The sequence below is a fragment of the Halobacillus litoralis genome, from assembly GCF_020171725.1.
Lineage (GTDB): Bacteria > Bacillota > Bacilli > Bacillales > Halobacillaceae > Halobacillus > Halobacillus litoralis_F.
Genome location: NZ_JAIVAJ010000002.1, coordinates 398,869 through 417,423 on the forward strand (window position 1 = coordinate 398,869; position 18,555 = coordinate 417,423).

The window sequence follows — 18,555 nt, forward strand, 5'->3', positions numbered from 1 at the left end:
TTCAACAGTCTGAAAAAAGCTCAGGGTACGACCCTGAGCTTTTTTAATGGGTGGTTCCTAATAGATCGCAAAAGTCACGACAAAGTACAGCACGGTGATGAGGAGAGACGGCACAGCATATCTCCAGTGGCTTTGAATACTGGTTTGTGGTCTCACAAGCAGGTAGATCATCACCAATGTCATCATAATACCGAGCAGGGCCGTGAACAGATGGGATGACCCTACCACAGACATAATCGGTGCCTCGCGGTAGAGGGCATCCGTTATAACAAGCAGCTGCATGTTGAACAGGTTACTCCCGAGAATGGAGCCGATCGCCATGTTGTAATTCGCTAGTTTAAATGCTGCGAGCACTGCGACAAGCTCAGGAAGTGAAGTCGAAGCAGCGATGAAGAAGCTTCCTACAAAGCTTGAATCAAGGCCTGAAACTTGGGCGATCTGGTCACCTGATACCGACAGCACACTACCTGAGATGAATACAACAAGGGCTGCGATAATGAAGCCGATCACACCGGTTTTCAGTGAATAATCTTTTTCAAGTACTTCCTCTTCTGACTCATCCTCACCGTCAGGCATCAGCTTGACAGCCGCAATATAGATCCCGACGATTACAAACATCTCAAGGCCGATGTTGAACAAGCTTCTCGATCCTGGAATCAGAATAGAAGTGATAATAATGACTAAGAACACCAGACCGACTACCGCCGACGGGATATTCCCCTTATGATCGATCCGCTGAAAGAGTCTCCGCTTTCTGTAAAAGAGGTCGACTGCGGCCAGAATAAGCAAGTTGAATACGTTACTTCCAAGCATGTTCCCAACCGCGATGTCCGGGTTATCGATAAAGACAGCCGTCAGACTGGTTGTCAGCTCGGGAAGTGATGTGGCACCCGCAATAAGAAAGGTACCGACTACGGCTCCGCTTAACGTAGATTTTTTACTGATTACGTCGCCGAATCTATTCAAATAGATAGCTGAATAGACTACGACTACTGCAGCTATCAAAAAGACAATATATAACATTTTTTCTCCTCCTTACGCTCCTTCTTTATACCCTATTTTGATAGATTTGAAAAGAGTAAAGCATATTATTCTAAAAATATTGAATTTTTAATTCTAAAATTATAGAATATAGTAGAGGTGATAAAATGGAAGTGATTAACACAAGTTCATTAAACAGGGAAACGTATGAAATATCCCTGCAGTATTCGCTTGTATTTGAAGCGGCACTGGGTATTGCAGCTGTGACAAATGATTCTCTCATTCAAACGTTGGAAGAGCCGTGGCAGGGAAAGCGTTCAACATTTTCTGAACCGCTTCAGCACCAACTCGATCACGTGCAGACGTATAACACCTGGAAAGCCCTGCTTCAGTTGGCACACGCTGCAAAAAGCACAACCATTGAGGAATGGCAGACGTTTGTCCAAGGTTTATCAGACAATCATCTTAAGCAACATTGCTTACCTTTTATGAGAAAAATGGAGCGACAGGTGTATGACCTGGCAGCTCTTGGTGAGGAAGCGGCGATAGAAGAGCTCTACCTGAGAGCGGAAGGTCATCCATTTTATCCGGGCTATATTCAATATGTAGTCGATGCAGATGCTGGTGAATTAAAACGGGGTCTGCTCGAGGTTATGACATTGTGGTGGGATGAGGTCATCGTTCCAGAACAGGACGAGCTCTCTTCTGTTTTAAAAAGAGACTTCGAGACCAAAAGTCAGATGAGCGATCGGATGCATCCTGAAGAGTTCGTGAAATGGGCGACACAGGGACGTGAATATCTGCCTGAACCAAGCGTTCTGACGGTCCTGCTCATCCCTCACGTCAGTTACCGCCCGTGGAATGTCGAAGCAGATCTGCCTCATACCAAAGTAATTTATTATCCAGTGGCAAAAGAAAGTCTCGAGCCTGATGGAGAAGAGCCTCAAGATCAGCTTGTTCGCCCTTTGAAGGCGTTAGGGGACGGCAAGAGACTTTTGATTCTCAAAAAATTGAACGATCAACCCCAGACATTGAAAGACCTGACCCATGATCTAGAAATGGGAAAAACAACGATTCACCACCATTTGAAAACAATGAAAGCAGCGAGGGTGATTAAACAGGACGGAGCCGTGTACGCCGTGAATTGGAGCGTGCTATCTCAAATTCAGGCGAATCTCGAGCAATACTTGAAGGGTGTGAGATGATGGAGGCGCTTGAGAACGAGCCATTCAAAGCACACGATGAACGGAAAGCCTTCCGCCTGTTAGGGAGCAATTTCATATCATTTTTCGGTGATCAGATCTACATGATTACACTCCCGCTTATTATTCTCGGATTAACGGGCTCACCGCTTCAGATGGGGATTGTCTCTGCACTCGAACGGCTCCCGGTTCTCCTCCAGCCATATGCCGGTGTATTAGCCGACCGGGCGAATAGAAAAATACTGCTGCTCTCTTGTGACGCAGGCAGGTTTGCCATCATGGGTGGCCTTGGGGTACTGGCTGTTACACAATCCCTTCAGTTGATCCATTTGTATCTAGGGGCTTTGTTGATCGGTTGTCTGACGCAGTGCTACCAAACGGCTCAGTTTGCCACTCTACCAAGACTTGTACATAAAAGCCGTCTGCAGCTGTTCAATTCCATCAATACAGGTCTCCTTCAATTTTCCATCGTCATCGGACCTGCAGTCGGAGGTCTGGTCATCAGCCTGTTCGCTCCAGGCGTTGGCTTGATCCTGAACAGCCTGACATTTCTCGCTGCATTCTTTTTGATGTGGGCGCTTCCGAACAAGGCACCATCTACTGAAGAGAGGCCTACAATTTGGAATGAAGTAAAGGAGGGGGCGCAGTTTATCATCGATCATAAGCCGATCCTTTTTACCAACTTGGCGATGTTTTTCTCCATATTTGGGACGACGTTGTTTTTGACGATGATGATCGTCCATGTGAGATTCCTTTCGTTCAGTGCGGTTGAGATCGGCTGGTTCGCATCATTCGGCGGCTTGGGGGCTCTGCTTGGTGCGGCGGGCGTAAATGTTGTGAAACCGATGATGTCCGCAAGAACTCTCTTGTTCTCGGGAGGAACGATTGGTGCTCTTTCGATTATAGCTTTCAGCGTAGTCGAATCGTTCTGGATGCTTTCCCTTATGAATGCGATCGGGGCGTTTACGGCATCGATGATGAGTCCGGCCATCGTAACCATCCGTCAGTACTTGACCCCGGACCGGCTGCTCGGGCGTGTGCAGGCAACGAGCCGCTGGATGACATGGCTCCTGATGCCCGTCGCGGCCCTGGTGTCAGGAATTTTGGCAGAGTGGATCGGAACGGGAGCGACAATCGCGATCGGCGGTGTTGTAGCTTTTGCGGCATCGTTTCTCTATCTCCATCCTTCATTGAAGCAAGTTTAAAGGATAGGTTATGAAAAATTGAAACATTTTCTTTAGGCGTTCGTCCAATGTGGAGAAGGGGGAATGAACGATGTGGAAAGCAGCATCTGTACTTATGGCGCTGAGCGTTGGTTTTTCTGGAGGTACCGCTGTGAATGAGGATTTGGCTGAAGTAGAGACAGACGGCCAGCGAACATTAGTGATTGGAGAAGCATTGTATGAAAACGGTCTTCAACCACTTCCGGAAGTAGAAATAGAGCCTATTGAGCCTCTGCCTGTTCCAGGGGAAGAATCTCTTGATCTGCTTCCTTTACGTTAAGAAGAAAAATGGGCTGATAAGACCGCTATTAGGTGGGGTAGTAGCGGTCTTTACATAAACTCACAAGCAGGAGGCCGGGGTATGAAGATAAGAAAAGTGAGATTCGAGCAGGATCAAGACAAGCTCCTGTCATTCAGGCGGGATGCTGAGCTTGAAAGTTACGGCCATATGGAAAGGTTTGATGAAACCTCCTACTTAAAAAGAATCCGAAGTCGAATCGACAATAAATCGGGTGGTCAAGTGTTTATCGTGGAAGATGGATTTCCAATTGGTCAAATCGGCTGCGAAATAAGAGGTAACCTAGGTTACGTGAATATTTTTTATTTGGTTCCAAGTTACAGAGGAAAGGGATATGGAAAGAAATTGATCCGCTGGGCAGAAGATTATTTTAGAGAACACGAACTGAACACATACCAGTTAAAGGTAGCGAAGCGGAACATTCGTGCAGTGAGCCTTTATGAAAAAGAAGGGTTGGTCCCAGTCAAAAAAGAAGAAGAGTGTTACATTATGGAAAAAGACATAAAAAACCCCTCTGATTAAACAGAGGGACTTGATCAGCCTTTCAGCCGTTCGACGAATTGGTCGAGCGGTTTTCGATTCTTTATATTATGATTACATTGAACGCTGTTCTGGCAGATGTAATTGCCGCGGCTCACGGTTTCTTCAGACCGGCTTTTCTGGTTGGTCGTGGTGAATAAGCCAACGCTCTCCGTTTCGTGGCAAATCGCGCAAATGCCTGTCTTATTCGATGGGAGAAAGTCTCCTTTAAGTCCGGTCCATTCATCATTTTGATGCGTGATGATGTATTTACGGCCTGAACCTGGCTCATTCCAGCTCAAGTAGGAGATATGGTTCCAAGGGACCTGGGTCAAGTCTGGAACCTGCAGGCGTTTCACTTTTGGGAAAAGGTCTTTGATCTCTTTTTCCGTCAAGTTTGGAAAAGGGATGATATACTGCTTTAACCGTGAGAGGAAAAACAGGGCATCGGCTTCGTCTTTGATTTGATTGACCTGAGCGATCATCTGCTGCTGTTCCTCGGTAAGGTCCAGGAACGCGTCGACCACTTTCTCCTGCGTGATGGCCATCATGGCAGAGGCAACGGCCTGGTCATTTGTCGAGGAATGACTGTTCACCAATGAAGCGGTCTGTTTCTCGATGTAATGGTACTGATCAGCACGAATGAATGATTCCATTAAGCTTCCCCCATTTCTTAATACTTTTACACATTATCACAAACTATGTTTGACTGTTCAAGCCGTACGTACTAGAGAAGTTTTTGAAAGGAAGGATCGTTGATGTCAAGTTGGAAGAGAACGACAGTCGAGACGGAAAGAGGCACATTCGAAGTCTTCGTAAAAGGGGAAGGTCCCCCTGTAGCGGTCACCCATTTGTACTCCATTTTCAATGAATCCGGCGACTACTTCGCAGAAGCGTTAAGCCGTTTCTATCAAGTCTATTTGATCAACCTGAAGGGATGTGGCGACTCTTCTACTATCGCGTCCCGCTATGAATGGAGTATGCTCGAAGCGGCTATCGATCTGGATGCCATCAGGCGGGCTATAGGGTTTAATAAGTGGAGCTTTGCCGGGCATTCAACAGGTGCTATGCTCGGATGTCTATACGGTATTCATTACGCTGACAGTTTAGAAAGATTAGTGATGGTAAGCGGTGCGGCGCGAGAGTACATGACGGAGAGCCCGGAATGCATTTACAATAATGAACATCCGCAGTTCGAAACGATGCAGCATTACCTCGAGGAGCTGAAACAGAAAGACCAATCCGAACCAGAAAGGAAAAGGATCAAGAGAGAAAGAACGAAGCTGTCCCTTTACAAACCTGCTCAGTTCGACTCTTATTTTGATCAATCGATTGAAAAGGAGCTCTCAGCAGAGCGTTTGAGATTCTTCAGTCGGGAGTTACATATCTTTGACGTCACCCGGAAGCTTCCGCTCATTTCGTGCCCTACGCTCGTCGTTTGCGGGGAGCATGATGTTCAGTGTCCGCTTTCCTATTCCCGCGAAATCGCGGATCATATCCCGGATGCCCGGTTGGAAATTTTTCGTGAAAGCAACCATTACCCATTTTTAGAAGAAAAACAAAAATTCTCTGACGTCTTAGAGGATTTTTCGACAAAATAGGTGATGACAGAGGTGGATTGTGATCCATTCCTCTGTTACTCTTGAAAAGCTGTAGAAAAGGAAAGGGGAGGTTTCATGCTGCTTGTGATGACAGTCCTGACAATCATTTTAGTCGGAGTATCCGGCTATTTTACGTATAAAAAACGCAAGGATAAAGGGGAGGGTGGGAGCAAGAAAAGCTGGGTTACACCTTTCTGCCTTCATCTTGCTCCGGTAGTCGCACTTTTGAGTTACGCCTATGATGGCCTATATGGTGCCGGCTATCTCCTGCTTGGTGTTCTGTTCGTCTCTGCTGCCTACTTCTCGAAATTCCAGCCGCAGGGGTAGTTCTTTTCGTCGCCTGAGTTGTTCGGGGAAAGGCAAGGCGTGTGTGTAAAGAAGAATAGAGTTTATAAAAAACGACCGACTCATTCGCGAAAGAGTCGGTCGTTTTTTTGTGAGGTTAGTCCCCAAACATATATGTTCGTTGATGGTAGGAAACCGAGAATGTGAATCCGATGGCCATCATGGCTCCGATCAAAGCACTTCCTCCATAACTGATGAAAGGAAGAGGAATTCCGGTGATCGGCAGCAACTGAATCGACATTCCGATGTTTTGGAACACATGAAAAGCGATCATGCTGATAATACCGACCATAGCGTACGTGCTGTAATCATGATTCGCGTTAAAGGCTATCGCAGTGAATCGATAAATCAGGAAGAAGAACAAGACCAAGACGACGCATGATCCGATAAATCCATATTCCTCCGCTATGATACTGAAGATGAAGTCGGTTTGGCTTTCTGGTAAGTATACTTCCCGGTCACCGAAGCCTTTCCCGTAAAGCTGACCGGATCCAATGGAACGCATCGCTTTGACGAGTTGATACCCGGACGAATCCTCGTATTTCGTCGGCTGCAGCCACGAATAGATACGATCGAGCTGATACTCTTTCACCCCTAAATATTGATCAAGAAGCTGGGGCATTTTCAATGCGAGCAGGATCAGACTTGTTCCGAGCGATGCAATGGTGAGAAAGATCGGAATGATGATCTTCCACTGAATTCCCGACACCAGGATCATGCCGCCTAAAATGGCGATAAAGACAAGGCTTGTTCCAAGGTCTGGCTGCTGCATGATCAATAAAAGCGGCAAGGCCGTGGTCCCTATCAGCTTCGCCAACAGCATGAAGTCCATTTTCAATGATTTCTTATGTTTTTCATGGTGCTGGGTGATCACCCTTGCCAGCACGAGTATGGTGAAGATTTTCATAAATTCAGATGGCTGTAAAGAGGCACCGGGCAACTGGAACCAGCTTTTCTGCCCTTTGATGACAGGTGCGATCGAGTCCGGCGCAAGGATCAGCGCAATAAGTAGAAGGTTCCCAAAAGCATACAAATACCAACTGATTCTTTTGAAGTCTTCCGGGTCAGCAAGCAGCATACCGCCGATCATAATGGCTCCCACTCCATAGAAGAACAACTGTTTAACGGCGAAGTTTGAATCATATTGCGGGCTTTGTTGTGCACTATATAAAGCAATAACACTGACAGCGATGAAGCAGCACATGATAAATAGAAGCTGCCAGTCAAATTTCTCTTCGAATTTCATCAGGTTAAAACCGTTCCTCTCTAGCTGCAATTTACCTTACTTAGCATACCAACATTTCGCCGAAATGAAAATATTTGATTCGAATTTGCCGTTTTTTGAAACTTGCTGAAGGTTCAGCTCGTATATACGTAAACACAATCACTTTAGGAGGGGCAATCATGGAAGCATTGCTGTCCATACTCGGGATTTTGGCTTCAATCCTCGTTCTTTATTCATTGGGAAAAGCAGGGGTAGCCATGGACGGGAGAGAAGAGGATCAGAAGTGATGGGGTACGTTATCGGACTCGGTTTGTTTATGATCTCTGCAGGGATTGCAGAAGTCGTGCTTTCAGGAAGGGCTTTAAGTAGAACATATCAATAAACGAGGCGGGGCCGGGAGAAACGGTTCCGTCTTTTTGTTAAAATATAGAGAGAGGGAGGATGTTATGTTTGTTACTCATATTAATTGTGTTGGTCGTTCTGACGTGGATCAATACATTCGTTTTGATGCGTAATCAAAGACAGATAAAAGAAGAACTAGGATTGAAGCAGAGTCCGCGACTGTTCCAATACGGTCATGCTGACGAAAAGGGGGAGGAAAGACGATGATCGTGATTTTGGTTGGTGTCATACTGTTTCTCTTATTTGCTATCATTGCAACGTGGATCAATACACGGACGATTTTGAAGGATTTAGAGAAAGTGAAAGAAGCACTTGATATTAAGGAAGACTCGCCGTTTACGTTCAGTGAGTTTGAATCCATGGTGGATAAAGATGAAAAGCAATAAGAACGGCATACATATTCGAAATAAATGGAACGGGAAACAAGTCACGATCTTGTTCCTGCATGGTTTGGGAAGCACGGGGGACACGTTTGTACCACTGATGGAATCACTGAGTGGATCAGTGGACGTAGTGGCTGTCGACCTGCCCGGGCACGGACAGTCAAAGCCTTTAGAGGTGCACACGATTGAAGCGTGGGTGAAGTGGCTGGACGGTTTAGTAGCGAATTTTGAATGGGAGCGGCTCCATCTAGCAGGCCATTCGATTGGCGCGGACTTGATTGTTCAATATGCGCTTCATTTTCCAGAGAAAGTGGACTCCCTTCTATTATTAGATGGAGGTTACCTGACAGGGGAAGCCTTCGGTCAATCTGTGGAGGAAGAGGTCCGGCAGACGGAGGAGCACTGCGAAGGGTTCGTCTTTTCGTCATGGAAGGAGTTCCTGGAGATGCCCGGAGCAGAGTCGATGAAAGCTGCGATGCATGAAAGTGGTGGAAAGGTTCGGTTGAAAGTAGATGTTGAAACCGCCAAAGGACTCACAAGGGAGCTGTCTAATGAACCGTCAGACAAGACGCTTCAGAAATGGTCTGTCCCTTCATTGTTACTGAGGGCGACTGAGCCAGTTGAAATAGAGTCGATCAGGACCAAACAAGCAGATCGATTGAAAAACGGATCACCGGTTCAGGTTTGCGAGATTGAACAGGCAGCACACGATGTGTACCTGGACCAAAAAGATTTAGTGGCATATGAAATACTGAAATGGATCACCCGGATTAATGAAGGAACAGCATAGGAGTGGGATACGTGGCATTTACAAATAGTCGAAAAACAGAGCGCTTAGTCATCAGGCCTTTAAGAAAGAAGGATTACAAACCGTGGCTCAGCGGTTTCGAAAGCCGGCAGCCAGCGGTTAGGAAATATGACCCTGGAAAGATTGATATGTCGGAATGTACCAAAGAATGGTTTGCCGCACTGGTCGCTAAGCATCAAAGTCTGGCGCAGGAGGACACGGCCCATGTATTCGGTGTCTTTGAGGAAAAGTCAGAAACGCATATAGGGATGGTCGATTTCTCTACGTTGGCAAGAGACCAATTTCAGTGGGCGAGAATTGGTTATACCATTCATAACCAGCACTGGAGGAAGGGGTTTGCGAAGGAAGCGGTCGAGGCGGCCTTGGAGATTGCCTTTGAAGACCTTGATTTTCACAGAGTGGAAGCCCATATCAATATTAATAATGAACCCTCCTACAGACTGGCGGAGTCCGTCGGGATGGAGTATGAATGTACGCGTAAAGGCTTTATCTACGAAGGGCTCCAGTGGACCGATCATTTAGTGTACTACATACAGAAAGACCCGGGAGTTGTCAGTGAAATGGCCGTAACGGAGGAGTAATGGTGTTAAAGAATGGGAGAGCCAGTGGGATCAGCTCTCCTATTCACATGTTTAGAGAGAAAGGTTGAAACGGTCGAGTAAGTCAGTGAAAGCAGGTCTCTCATTGCCGTCTCTTCCTTTTACAGCGACTGCTGTTGTAAGTGAGTTCAGAACAGCTTCCTCGGTGGCTTCGCCGATAGCACGGAATGCTTCATCCATTTCCTCTTCGTGGATCATGGATACCTCAATCGGCTGGTTGGTCTTCTCATGAGGGATTCTTGTAGCGGTAGAGAAACCAATGACGATCTCCCCGCTTCCGTGTGTGATGATCGATCCTGTTCTTGATAACCCAGTCACCGTCCGTTTCAGGATACGGTTGAGTTGCCTGTCTGTGACAGGGAGGTCAGTGGCTGCAATGATCATGATGGAGCCTTTGTCTTTTTCCTGCCATTCGTCCAGAAGCTTCTTCTTCAGCTCCTGACCGATACTGCGGCCCTTGATGGTCAAGTCCCGCAGAATGCCGAAGTTAGACATGACGAGAATCCCCATCGTGTAAACGCCGTGGGAAAGAGGGATCAGCCTGGAAGAGGTGCCGATTCCGCCTTTCAACGAGTAGCAGAGCATGCCGCGGCCTGCACCGACGCTCCCTTCCTCCACTTGCTTTGAAGCGTGTTGGATCGCTTGGTGGATGTGTGTTTTATGTACATGCTGCTTCCTGATATCATTAAGAAGCATATCGTTGCATTCACCGATTACCGCATTTACGGTTCCGGTTGTTCTTCCGATCTCAGGATTCCTCGCAAGCATGTGCTCGATGCAGGCATCGGCAGCAGTTCCGACATTCAACGTGTTTGTGAGCAGAATCGGGGTCTCAATCACACCAAGCTCTTGAAGTTGAATCGTACCCATCGTTTTGCCGAAGCCGTTCAATACGTGGCTTGTGGCAATCAGTTTCTCCTTAAACAGGTTTCCTTGGTGAGGCAGGACAGCCGTGACACCTGTTTGACAATCACCGTCAGAAAGGGTTACGTGACCGACCGTAACTCCCTCGACATCCGTAATAGAGTTCAACGGCCCTGTTTCCATTTCGCCGATGCTTCCATGGCGTTCACGGAATCTGTTTTGTTTTTTCATCAATACACCACCCTTTTTTGTATTTTAACACGTTTATTCAGGGTGAATGACAGGAGGTGGAATTTCTTGAGGTATGGTATGGCTCATGTCATGACAGTGTTTGGATGTGGCACACTGTTATATCTACTTATTGCAGGCATCATGGACGGGGCTCGACTCCCGGTGGTCAGTTATTTCTTATCTTTGATTGCGAGTCACTTGCTGCTTGAAAAAAATCAATGGCTCGTCTACTACGTGGATGGGTGGCTGACACCGCGGGGTTCAGAGGATAATGATCGTCACAGGTGATCGCCATATTTCAGCAGGGGAAGGGGGAACGTGTCGCCTCTTCTCTTTTTTTGTGTTCTCATTCATGAATGATTGTGATATTGTTTTACTTATATAATAATAGGGTAAGGTCGTAATATTAGGGGGGCGAAACAATGACTCATGTATCATTGGAAAAAGAGATAGAAGACATTCGGTCGGAAATGTACCATGCCCATTTAAACGATCATAAATATGAAGATGTGTTGAAGATTTCTCAGAAGCTGGATCAAGCATTGAACAGGCTGTATGGGATGTCGGAGGAACCGCGCTCTTAAAAAAGTTTTTTTCGTATAAAAGGAGTTTTATATTTGGACTTGATTTCTCTTTTAAAAGAGGAAGGGTACACGAAAGTTTCCTATATTATGGACGGTGAGAAGCATTCCAAGTTTCTCAATCAAGAGATGGATGCGGACTCTCTCATGAAGTTATTTATGAAAAATACGCACATGATTGAATATTTCCCTTACGAAGCGAAACCGTACTTGATGGTGTTGCAACCAACGACAAGCATTAAAGTTCTATTATACAAATAGAGTCGACAAAACAGGATGTAGCCTTGGTCTGTATTTGTCGACTCTTGTATAATGCGAAGACTTTTGGAATAATGATAGAGGGTCCTTCAGGCTTTCCGTAGTTATACATAAAAGGGGAATCGTATGCAAATCATTGTTTTTCTACTTACCATATTAATAGTATCCATTGGAGTGTACTTCTTCAATAAAGGAATAAAAGGCAGGCGAGCCAAGGAAAAGGCGCATTCTATTCATTTATTCTCAGGTGCTTCTTTACTTGTATTAGTAGCCATGATGCACATTGTGAATCAATTCTCATAGACACAGGCAGACAAGACGTAGGTTCTTGTCTTTTTATTTAGGGGAAAAGAAGGAACAAGAAAGGAGGAGGTTATCGTGAAAGGGAAGCATATACATATGCGACCGTTACAAAGGGAAGATGCTGAACCCCTATTACAGTTTCAAGCTTCTAATAGAGAATTCTTCGAAACGTACTCGATGGATCGGGTGGAGAATTATTATTCGGTCGAATATCAACGTAGCTTGATTGAGAAACAACAGGCCGCAAGAAAAAAGGATGAAGAATATGCATATGGGATTTTTCTTAACGGTGAGAACCGGTTGATTGGAACGATTAATCTTTTTCACGTGATGCGTGGTCCGCTTCAGAGTGCTTTCATCGGGTACTTTCTCGACCGCAGGGAAAATGGGAGGGGATATACGACGGAAGCCGTTGGATTACTTGAGACATTCGCATTCGAAAAGCTGGGGCTGCACCGTATTGAAGCGGGGGTCATGCCGCATAATCAAGGTTCCATCCGTGTCCTGGAGAAGTCTGGGTTTCAAAGGGAAGGATTGGCAAGGAAAAATGTACGGATCAATGGAAAGTGGGAAGACCACGTTGTGTTAGCTGCGCTCAATCCAGCGGATGAGTAACAGATGGTCTAAATGAAATGTCTTGCTTTCCCGTAGCGAATCAATCCGGTGTAAGGGTCTCCTTTAATCCCCAGTTGTTCGCAAAAAGCCTCTTCTGTCGTAAGGCCTGTACGTTTCAAATAAACGATACGTTCCTTGAGCGAAGCGTCTTCTTGAAGCAGTTTGTGTTCAATGATCATGTGTAAGTATGCGTTTTGAAGGAGCGACGGCTGGTTTTGAGCGTAAAGCTCGAACTCAAACCCGCCAAAGAAAAAGTTGGCTTTCAAGGCAGCGGGTTTTCTTTTGATTTGAAATTTTTCTTTATTTTGATATAACTTCAGCAACCTCTCTTCATACAAAGCGAAGTCTTCTACATGGAGAACAATATCCAAATCCGAACCCTCCAAGTCGAAACCGATCGGAATGGTCCCGCATAATACGGGTTGATAGCAGGAAAGGTCGTAAAGCAGGTGGAGATTCTGCAGAGCCTGATAAGCACGCTTCTGCTTGGGAGATCCTTCCTTCATCTTGTTCAATAAATCACACATATCCTCATTTCCTTTCCCATAAACTAACAGGCAGCATCCATTTTAAAGGTAGCATGAAATGAAGTGGGTGTAAAACGTTGTAAAGATTCAGGTGTAAAACTGAAAGAGATGGGGAAGAACGTGTATAATCTGAATAAACGACCACGCGGCTGGTTCAATAGAAAGGAATGGAGATATGTATCTGAAGGACTTACAAAATTTCGAGCTCTATAGTCAACTCTCTCTGAAACAAGTCGAAGATCGTTTACTCATTACAGCTGATTTTCCAAAGGAATTTTTGACAGAGAACAATATGAAGGAACCCTTCTTATATGTGATTTTATATGTTCGTGGAGGCGAGCGGATCAAGGTCATTGATGAAAGCAGTGCGAAGATTTATTATCCATCGAAGCAGGAAATTGCTCCTGAGACACGGAGAGGCATTGTAAAGTTTGCCAAGTCGAAGGCTAAACAATTTAGAGAACAGACAAATAAAGCGTAATGGTTTGTATAGACACTTGGTTGATGCGTGTATCGTATCAGCGAGTGTTTTTTTTATATACTGATATAAGAGGATAAATTTGAATAATTGAGAGAATTTTGCCATAATTTAGTTTAGAGCAAGACGTGAAGAACTGTTCAAGAGGGGGGGAGGGCGATGGAAGAAGAAATCGACTATGATTTGAGGCAGGTTTACATAAAGAAGAAAAGAATGGTCGAGGCTGCTCTCATAGGTTTCCTTTTCATCGGGACTCTTTATCAAACCATCGACGGTTCCTTTGAAATGCCCGTCCTTGCTGCAGTCCTATTTCTTTTCTTGAGTTGGCTGCATTATGGGTGGAAAAGCAGACAGGAGACAGCTGAACTATGGAAGATTTGGGATGTGAAGTGGAGTGAACGGAAATATAAGTATGCGGTTCTTCGTTCGCTTCCGAATGTGCTGTTCATCTGTTTAGTAGCAGCCCCTTTTCATCCGGTCATGTCAACAATCCTTGCTTTTATCCTATTCCCTTTCTTCATCTCCAGGAACCTCGAAAAGTGGCACCGGAGGCAGGCGATGCACGAGCATAATAGAGCGGAGGTCGAGTATGGAAGATAACCTGACTCGGTTTCCTGTAGAAAGAATACGTTTCTTCTTGTTATGGCTAATGGGAGTAGGGGTGGCTTTTCTAATCAGCTATTGGCTATCCTATCACATGCTTTTTCACCCGAAAGGTTACAAAGTCATAGAAATCGGGGAGCAGTATTTGGTTTTACAGCAGAACACGTTGATAGGTTTGAAAGATGCTGTTGTTAGAGTAACTTTCATAGATGGCGAAAGTTGGAAAATAGAAAAAATCGTGCAAGATGTAAAAGATATGCGACTCAAATATATGTTTTTCTATATGACGACATCCTCATTGCTTTATTTCTTTCTTCTTGAACGTGCAAAGGACGAACGGTTGAAAAAATCGGATCTGTTCTGGCTATTGATCAGCATTTTATTAGCGTGGGGCACTTTAGCTATGGAACTGGATCGGCTGCACGAATTTTTTCTGGAGAAGTCCTAACCAATGAGGCTTCGTTTTTGGAGGGGAAAAAATGAAATTATCGAACCGAGATATGACGGAACAAGATGCGCGCCAAATCGTGAGCTGGAGATATGACCCTCCCTATGAATTGTACAATCTTGAGATGAACGATGAATCGATCGCAGAGTTTCTGGATGGTTCCTATAAAGCGGTGTTTGACGACCAGCAGCGGCTATTCGGTTTTTATTGCAGCGGGAGGTCAGCGCAGGTTCCGGCCGGCGATCAATACGACGTTTATCATAAGAAGGCAGTAGATATGGGGCTAGGTATGAATCCGATCTATACGGGGTGTGGTCTTGGGTTTGATTTTGTAAAAATGGTGACCGCAGAACTTCATAAAAGACATGGAAATGTTCCGATTCGGTTGACGGTAGCCAATTTCAATACGAGAGCGATCCATCTTTATGAGAAGCTCGGCTTCAAAGAAGTAGACCAGTTTTCGAATACGGCCACAAGTTTCAAGACGATGATACGTATAGGAGGGTTAGCATGAGTTCAGAGAATAGGAAAATAGCGGTCGTAACAGGAGCAAGTAGAGAGGATGGCATTGGAACGGCTGTCTGTCATGCACTCGCAGAGGATGGAATGGATATTTTCTTCACGCATTTCGGAAAATACGATGAAATAGAAGGGAACGGTCAGGAGCACGAATGGCCGAGTCAGTTGAAGGAGCAGTTGTCAGCCAAAGGGGTACGGGCTGCACATATGGAAATCGACTTTTCTATCAGTGGTTCCCATCAAACCCTTCTTGATGCCGTGGAGAAAGAATGGGGAACACCCTCTGTATTGATCCATAATGCGACTTATCAGACAGACACCGATTTCCGGTCACTGAATGCAGAGACGCTCGATACATACTATAAGATCAATAATCGTGAGCCGATTTTGCTAAGTACGGAGTTTGCCAAGCGTTTTGAGGAAATGGGTGGCAGTGATGAAGGCAGGATTATCCAGCTTGTTTCGGGTGGCCCTGACCCCAATAACCTTGCATACATAGGAACGAAAGGAATGTTGAAGGCGATGACTTATCCGCTTGCGGTGGGTCTTGCTCCTCTTGGCATAACCGTGAATTCGGTGGACCCAGGTCCGACAGATACAGGTTGGATGGACGAATCTTTAAAGGAACAGCTGAAGCCTCTCTTTCCGAAAGGTAGAATTGGGAAAGCAGAAGATGCAGCAAAATTGATTCGTTTCCTTGCAGGGCCGGAATCAGGTTGGATTACAGGTCAGACAATCGATTCAAATGGTGGTTTTCTAGGTAAGTAATAAATCCGTGAAGGTATCGTCAAAAAGTAGGATTGTTAAAATGTTGGAAATTTGGAATAATTTAAGTGGGGAAGGGTATTAGCATAGAGACCCATAGACCGAAAGATAGAAAAGAATGGTAGTTAGATCGACATAGGAGGAACCCACGTTGAGGAAAACCCTTATTCCAATAGTCGTCATCCTTTTGATTTGTGCTGGCTGTACGAACCGAATAGAGGCAGGCTCAACATTCGATAAGAAGAAGGTGACAGAAGACATCAAGGGTCTTACGATGAATGTTAAGTTACCAACACTTGTCCCCTTTGAAACCTTCAAAATTATGAGCGAAAGCTCTTCGGACAACCGTGCTGAATCCTATACGCTGAATCTGTTTGCGAAACCGGAAGATAAGGAAGCTCTCTCGATTACGGCTGTAGAGGGGAATTTATCGCCTCCTGAAGAAACCGAGAAGGTGGAGCTGAGTGAAGGGAAGGTCGGCTATTTTTCTGAACAGGGAGATATTGCGGTGATGGTTTGGGAGGATGAAGATGTTAGTTATCATGTTCAGCATATCTGTGAGGACAATCGGAAGCTGTTCTCGAAAAATGGGTTTGTACAATTTGTAAATCAATTTAATTGAAGTGTCAAAGGATGGGAAGAGTCATGACATTGTTTTATTCTATACCACTGATTCTTTTGGCTTTGTTGACTCTCCTCATAGGTCGGCAGTTCTATCAAGTCATGATTAAGAAGAACATTCCCGAAAACTATTACACTCCCTTCGATCACATTACGGGTCATGCGGTTCACGAATTCCAGGAAGAAAGCCTAGAAAATCAGCAGGAGGAAGAAGAAGGTACGGGAGATAATAAGCATAAGAATGAGGAAGGTTTAAGATGAAAAAGTGGAAAACTCTACGTTCGAATAAGTTGATTGATACAGAGTTCGTTACCGTCAAGCGAGAACACTGCAAGCTTCCAAGTGGTTTGGAAATCGATGACTATGTCGTTACCGAGTATCCCGATTGGGTCAATGCAGTGGTGATGACGAAAGACCAGGAACTAGTTTTGGTGAAGCAGTACAGGCACGGAGCAAGAGATTCCTTCCTGGAAATACCAGCAGGGAAAGTTGAGGGGAATGAGTCAGACGAAGAGGGGGTCATAAGAGAAGTACGGGAAGAGACAGGTTACCAGTCCGCCCATAAACCGATCTGTCTTGGAGACTACTATGTCAATCCTGCTGTGCAGAGTAACAAGGTGAAAACGTTTTTGATTCTTGAGGCTGAAATGGTCCATAATCAAGATCTGGATGTAACGGAAGATATACATATTGAGCATATAAACTTTCAGGACTTCGGTCAGCTCGTGCGTAAAGGAACGATTCAGACGCAATTGTTGTCGATGAGCGGTTATTTACTTGCGTCAGCTTATTTAAGTAATAAAATATGAATCCATTATATTAAAAAGGCTTCGTATCTGTTTAGATACGAAGCCTTAAGTCTTAACTGACTGGTGCTTTATTCTTTTTGCGTGCTTTCTCTTTCTCGATCTGCTTACTGCGAAGTTGTCCGCAGGCAGCATCGATATCTGTACCATGTTCTGTTCGAACTCCGCACTTGATGCCACGATCCATCAACGTTTGGTAGAAGGAAAGGATCGCCTCTTTTTCACTACGCTCGTAAGGGTTATCCGCAACCGGGTTATAAGGAATAAGGTTCACATAGGATAAATGCTTCTTATCCATCAACAAGTCCGCCAGCTGGTGGGCCTCTTTGACGTGATCATTGACATCTTTCAGAAGAATATACTCGAAGGTGATTCTTCTATTCGTCTTTTCGAGGTAGTAATCAATCGCAGGCATGAGTTTCTCCAATGGATACGCCTTGTTGATTTTCATAATACGTGAACGCAGCTCATTGTTCGGTGCGTGAATGGAAAGAGCCAGGTTAATCTGAATGCCTTCATCTGCGAATTCATACATTTTCGGTGCAATTCCGCTGGTTGATACGGTAATGTGACGAGCGCCGATGGACAAGCCTTTCTTGTCGTTGACGACATTCAGGAAGTCGATTAAGTTATCATAGTTATCAAACGGTTCACCGATTCCCATTACGACGATGTGGCTCACACGCTCATCTTTGCCTTGCTCGTCCAAGTGGTGCTGAACCTGCATGATCTGTTCGACGATTTCGCCGCTTGTCAGATCACGGTTTTTTCTCAAAATACCACTCGCACAGAAAGAACAGCCGATGTTACAGCCGACTTGGGTCGTCACACAAACAGACAAACCATAATTGAATCGCATCAATACAGTTTCAATGACGTTTCCATCTTCCAGTTTGAAAAGGAATTTAATAGTCCCGTCCTTAGACTCCTGCTTGATCTCTTCTGTGAGTGATCCTAAAGTAAAATGTTCGTTCAATTTATCAATACATGACTGATTGACGTTCTTCATGTCTGCAAATTGTGTGACACGCTTCTCGTAAAGCCAGTTCCAAACCTGCTTGGATCTGAATTTTTTCTCCCCGTGTTCCACTAACCAATCTGTCAGCTGATCAAATGTCAGTCCGTAAATAGATGGTTTCATACATACGCTCCTCTGAAAAAAATCACTATTCCTATCATACTTCAATTTGGTTGTCTGCACAAGTGGTAGTGTATCAACCTCTTTACTGGATCCAGCCGATAGGGACTTTTGTAGGAGTCGAACTGCATGTCCAATCCAGCTTAAGTGGTATGTAAAAGTAAGGGACAAAAACTATATTTAGATAATAAATAACAGCGCATCAGATTTGT

At 45.0% G+C, this 18,555-nt stretch carries 28 protein-coding genes; 22 read left to right on the plus strand and 6 right to left on the minus strand.

Translation table 11 applies throughout. The features are described 5' to 3' along the window. Window positions 1-57: 57 nt before the first annotated feature. A complete protein-coding gene (locus LCM20_RS06360; RefSeq protein ID WP_225194589.1) occupies window positions 58-1,023 on the minus strand; it encodes a sodium:calcium antiporter in 966 nt (321 codons plus the stop codon). A gap of 125 nt (window positions 1,024-1,148) precedes the next feature. Between LCM20_RS06360 and LCM20_RS06365 the strand changes: the two genes are divergently transcribed. The 4 genes from LCM20_RS06365 to LCM20_RS06380 all read left to right on the plus strand — a co-directional run bounded on the left by LCM20_RS06365 (window position 1,149) and on the right by LCM20_RS06380 (window position 4,226). Continuing rightward, a complete protein-coding gene (locus tag LCM20_RS06365; protein ID WP_225194590.1) occupies window positions 1,149-2,186 on the plus strand; it encodes an ArsR/SmtB family transcription factor in 1,038 nt (345 codons plus the stop codon). Further along, window positions 2,186-3,388 (plus strand): MFS transporter, encoded by a 1,203-nt coding sequence (locus LCM20_RS06370; RefSeq protein WP_225194591.1) that lies wholly within the window; start codon window positions 2,186-2,188, stop codon window positions 3,386-3,388. The genes LCM20_RS06365 and LCM20_RS06370 overlap by 1 nt, the downstream gene beginning before the upstream one ends. A gap of 70 nt (window positions 3,389-3,458) precedes the next feature. Continuing rightward, window positions 3,459-3,686, plus strand: coding sequence for a hypothetical protein (locus tag LCM20_RS06375; RefSeq protein WP_225194592.1), 228 nt, complete (start codon window positions 3,459-3,461; stop codon window positions 3,684-3,686). A gap of 81 nt (window positions 3,687-3,767) precedes the next feature. Further along, the gene (locus LCM20_RS06380) at window positions 3,768-4,226 is read left to right on the plus strand and encodes a GNAT family N-acetyltransferase (protein WP_225194593.1); all 459 of its coding nucleotides are present in this window, start codon (window positions 3,768-3,770) and stop codon (window positions 4,224-4,226) included. 14 nt (window positions 4,227-4,240) lie between these two features. On the opposite strand, the gene LCM20_RS06385 is transcribed toward LCM20_RS06380, so the two are convergent. Then, the gene (locus LCM20_RS06385) at window positions 4,241-4,879 is read right to left on the minus strand and encodes a FusB/FusC family EF-G-binding protein (RefSeq protein WP_225194594.1); all 639 of its coding nucleotides are present in this window, start codon (window positions 4,877-4,879) and stop codon (window positions 4,241-4,243) included. 102 nt (window positions 4,880-4,981) lie between these two features. On the opposite strand from LCM20_RS06385, the gene LCM20_RS06390 reads away from it, so the two are divergent. Together LCM20_RS06390 and LCM20_RS06395 are read left to right on the plus strand one after the other, a co-directional pair. Continuing rightward, the gene (locus LCM20_RS06390) at window positions 4,982-5,824 is read left to right on the plus strand and encodes an alpha/beta fold hydrolase (RefSeq protein WP_225194595.1); all 843 of its coding nucleotides are present in this window, start codon (window positions 4,982-4,984) and stop codon (window positions 5,822-5,824) included. 75 nt (window positions 5,825-5,899) lie between these two features. Then, the gene (locus LCM20_RS06395) at window positions 5,900-6,151 is read left to right on the plus strand and encodes a hypothetical protein (protein ID WP_225194596.1); all 252 of its coding nucleotides are present in this window, start codon (window positions 5,900-5,902) and stop codon (window positions 6,149-6,151) included. 115 nt (window positions 6,152-6,266) lie between these two features. Here LCM20_RS06395 and LCM20_RS06400 read toward each other — a convergent pair whose 3' ends face one another. Beyond that, the gene (locus LCM20_RS06400; RefSeq protein WP_225194597.1) at window positions 6,267-7,415 is read right to left on the minus strand and encodes an FtsW/RodA/SpoVE family cell cycle protein; all 1,149 of its coding nucleotides are present in this window, start codon (window positions 7,413-7,415) and stop codon (window positions 6,267-6,269) included. A 429-nt stretch (window positions 7,416-7,844) separates the two neighbouring features. Between LCM20_RS06400 and LCM20_RS06405 the strand changes: the two genes are divergently transcribed. Genes LCM20_RS06405 through LCM20_RS06420 form a run of 4 tightly spaced genes read left to right on the plus strand, consistent with a single transcriptional unit; the run spans window position 7,845 to window position 9,568 of the window. Continuing rightward, entirely contained in the window at window positions 7,845-8,003 is a 159-nt protein-coding gene (locus LCM20_RS06405; RefSeq protein WP_225194598.1) for a hypothetical protein, read from the plus strand. Then, entirely contained in the window at window positions 8,000-8,182 is a 183-nt protein-coding gene (locus LCM20_RS06410) for a hypothetical protein (protein ID WP_225194599.1), read from the plus strand. The genes LCM20_RS06405 and LCM20_RS06410 overlap by 4 nt, the downstream gene beginning before the upstream one ends. After that, a complete protein-coding gene (locus LCM20_RS06415) occupies window positions 8,169-8,969 on the plus strand; it encodes an alpha/beta fold hydrolase (protein WP_225194600.1) in 801 nt (266 codons plus the stop codon). The genes LCM20_RS06410 and LCM20_RS06415 overlap by 14 nt, the downstream gene beginning before the upstream one ends. Window positions 8,970-8,980: 11 nt before the next feature. Further along, window positions 8,981-9,568 carry a GNAT family N-acetyltransferase gene (locus tag LCM20_RS06420; RefSeq protein ID WP_225194601.1) on the plus strand — a complete coding sequence of 196 codons (588 nt, stop codon included), beginning with the start codon at window positions 8,981-8,983 and terminating at the stop codon, window positions 9,566-9,568. A gap of 51 nt (window positions 9,569-9,619) precedes the next feature. Here the strand turns inward: LCM20_RS06420 and LCM20_RS06425 are convergent, their stop codons facing one another. Continuing rightward, window positions 9,620-10,681 carry a P1 family peptidase gene (locus LCM20_RS06425; RefSeq protein ID WP_225194602.1) on the minus strand — a complete coding sequence of 354 codons (1,062 nt, stop codon included), beginning with the start codon at window positions 10,679-10,681 and terminating at the stop codon, window positions 9,620-9,622. Between the two features lie 66 nt (window positions 10,682-10,747). Here LCM20_RS06425 and LCM20_RS06430 point away from each other — a divergent pair, with 66 nt between their 5' ends. From LCM20_RS06430 to LCM20_RS06445, 4 genes are all read left to right on the plus strand, one after another. After that, window positions 10,748-10,969, plus strand: coding sequence for a hypothetical protein (locus LCM20_RS06430; RefSeq protein ID WP_225194603.1), 222 nt, complete (start codon window positions 10,748-10,750; stop codon window positions 10,967-10,969). Between the two features lie 134 nt (window positions 10,970-11,103). Next, window positions 11,104-11,265, plus strand: a complete 162-nt coding sequence (locus LCM20_RS06435) for an aspartyl-phosphate phosphatase Spo0E family protein (protein ID WP_225194604.1) — start codon at window positions 11,104-11,106, stop codon at window positions 11,263-11,265. A 33-nt stretch (window positions 11,266-11,298) separates the two neighbouring features. After that, window positions 11,299-11,523 carry a hypothetical protein gene (locus LCM20_RS06440; protein ID WP_225194605.1) on the plus strand — a complete coding sequence of 75 codons (225 nt, stop codon included), beginning with the start codon at window positions 11,299-11,301 and terminating at the stop codon, window positions 11,521-11,523. A 372-nt stretch (window positions 11,524-11,895) separates the two neighbouring features. After that, on the plus strand, window positions 11,896-12,438 hold the full coding sequence (locus LCM20_RS06445; protein ID WP_225194808.1) for a GNAT family N-acetyltransferase: 543 nt from the start codon (window positions 11,896-11,898) through the stop codon (window positions 12,436-12,438). A gap of 8 nt (window positions 12,439-12,446) precedes the next feature. Here LCM20_RS06445 and LCM20_RS06450 read toward each other — a convergent pair whose 3' ends face one another. Beyond that, window positions 12,447-12,944, minus strand: coding sequence for a DUF4269 domain-containing protein (locus tag LCM20_RS06450; protein ID WP_225194606.1), 498 nt, complete (start codon window positions 12,942-12,944; stop codon window positions 12,447-12,449). A 196-nt stretch (window positions 12,945-13,140) separates the two neighbouring features. Between LCM20_RS06450 and LCM20_RS06455 the strand changes: the two genes are divergently transcribed. The 8 genes from LCM20_RS06455 to LCM20_RS06490 all read left to right on the plus strand — a co-directional run bounded on the left by LCM20_RS06455 (window position 13,141) and on the right by LCM20_RS06490 (window position 17,208). Further along, window positions 13,141-13,446: a hypothetical protein gene (locus LCM20_RS06455; protein ID WP_225194607.1), complete on the plus strand. Its 306-nt coding sequence runs from the start codon at window positions 13,141-13,143 to the stop codon at window positions 13,444-13,446. Between the two features lie 156 nt (window positions 13,447-13,602). Beyond that, window positions 13,603-14,043 carry a hypothetical protein gene (locus tag LCM20_RS06460; RefSeq protein WP_225194608.1) on the plus strand — a complete coding sequence of 147 codons (441 nt, stop codon included), beginning with the start codon at window positions 13,603-13,605 and terminating at the stop codon, window positions 14,041-14,043. Then, window positions 14,033-14,494, plus strand: a complete 462-nt coding sequence (locus LCM20_RS06465) for a hypothetical protein (protein WP_225194609.1) — start codon at window positions 14,033-14,035, stop codon at window positions 14,492-14,494. The genes LCM20_RS06460 and LCM20_RS06465 overlap by 11 nt, the downstream gene beginning before the upstream one ends. 31 nt (window positions 14,495-14,525) lie before the next feature. Continuing rightward, window positions 14,526-15,008, plus strand: coding sequence for a GNAT family N-acetyltransferase (locus tag LCM20_RS06470; protein WP_225194610.1), 483 nt, complete (start codon window positions 14,526-14,528; stop codon window positions 15,006-15,008). Continuing rightward, window positions 15,005-15,781 (plus strand): SDR family oxidoreductase, encoded by a 777-nt coding sequence (locus tag LCM20_RS06475; RefSeq protein WP_225194611.1) that lies wholly within the window; start codon window positions 15,005-15,007, stop codon window positions 15,779-15,781. Before LCM20_RS06470 ends, LCM20_RS06475 begins: the two co-directional genes overlap by 4 nt. A gap of 148 nt (window positions 15,782-15,929) precedes the next feature. Next, window positions 15,930-16,400, plus strand: a complete 471-nt coding sequence (locus LCM20_RS06480; protein WP_225194612.1) for a hypothetical protein — start codon at window positions 15,930-15,932, stop codon at window positions 16,398-16,400. A gap of 23 nt (window positions 16,401-16,423) precedes the next feature. Continuing rightward, window positions 16,424-16,660: a DUF3951 domain-containing protein gene (locus tag LCM20_RS06485; RefSeq protein WP_225194613.1), complete on the plus strand. Its 237-nt coding sequence runs from the start codon at window positions 16,424-16,426 to the stop codon at window positions 16,658-16,660. Continuing rightward, window positions 16,657-17,208 (plus strand): NUDIX hydrolase, encoded by a 552-nt coding sequence (locus tag LCM20_RS06490; protein ID WP_225194614.1) that lies wholly within the window; start codon window positions 16,657-16,659, stop codon window positions 17,206-17,208. The genes LCM20_RS06485 and LCM20_RS06490 overlap by 4 nt, the downstream gene beginning before the upstream one ends. Before the next feature lie 52 nt (window positions 17,209-17,260). Here LCM20_RS06490 and rlmN read toward each other — a convergent pair whose 3' ends face one another. Continuing rightward, window positions 17,261-18,346, minus strand: coding sequence for a 23S rRNA (adenine(2503)-C(2))-methyltransferase RlmN (gene rlmN, locus LCM20_RS06495; protein ID WP_225194615.1), 1,086 nt, complete (start codon window positions 18,344-18,346; stop codon window positions 17,261-17,263). Window positions 18,347-18,555 lie beyond the last annotated feature (209 nt).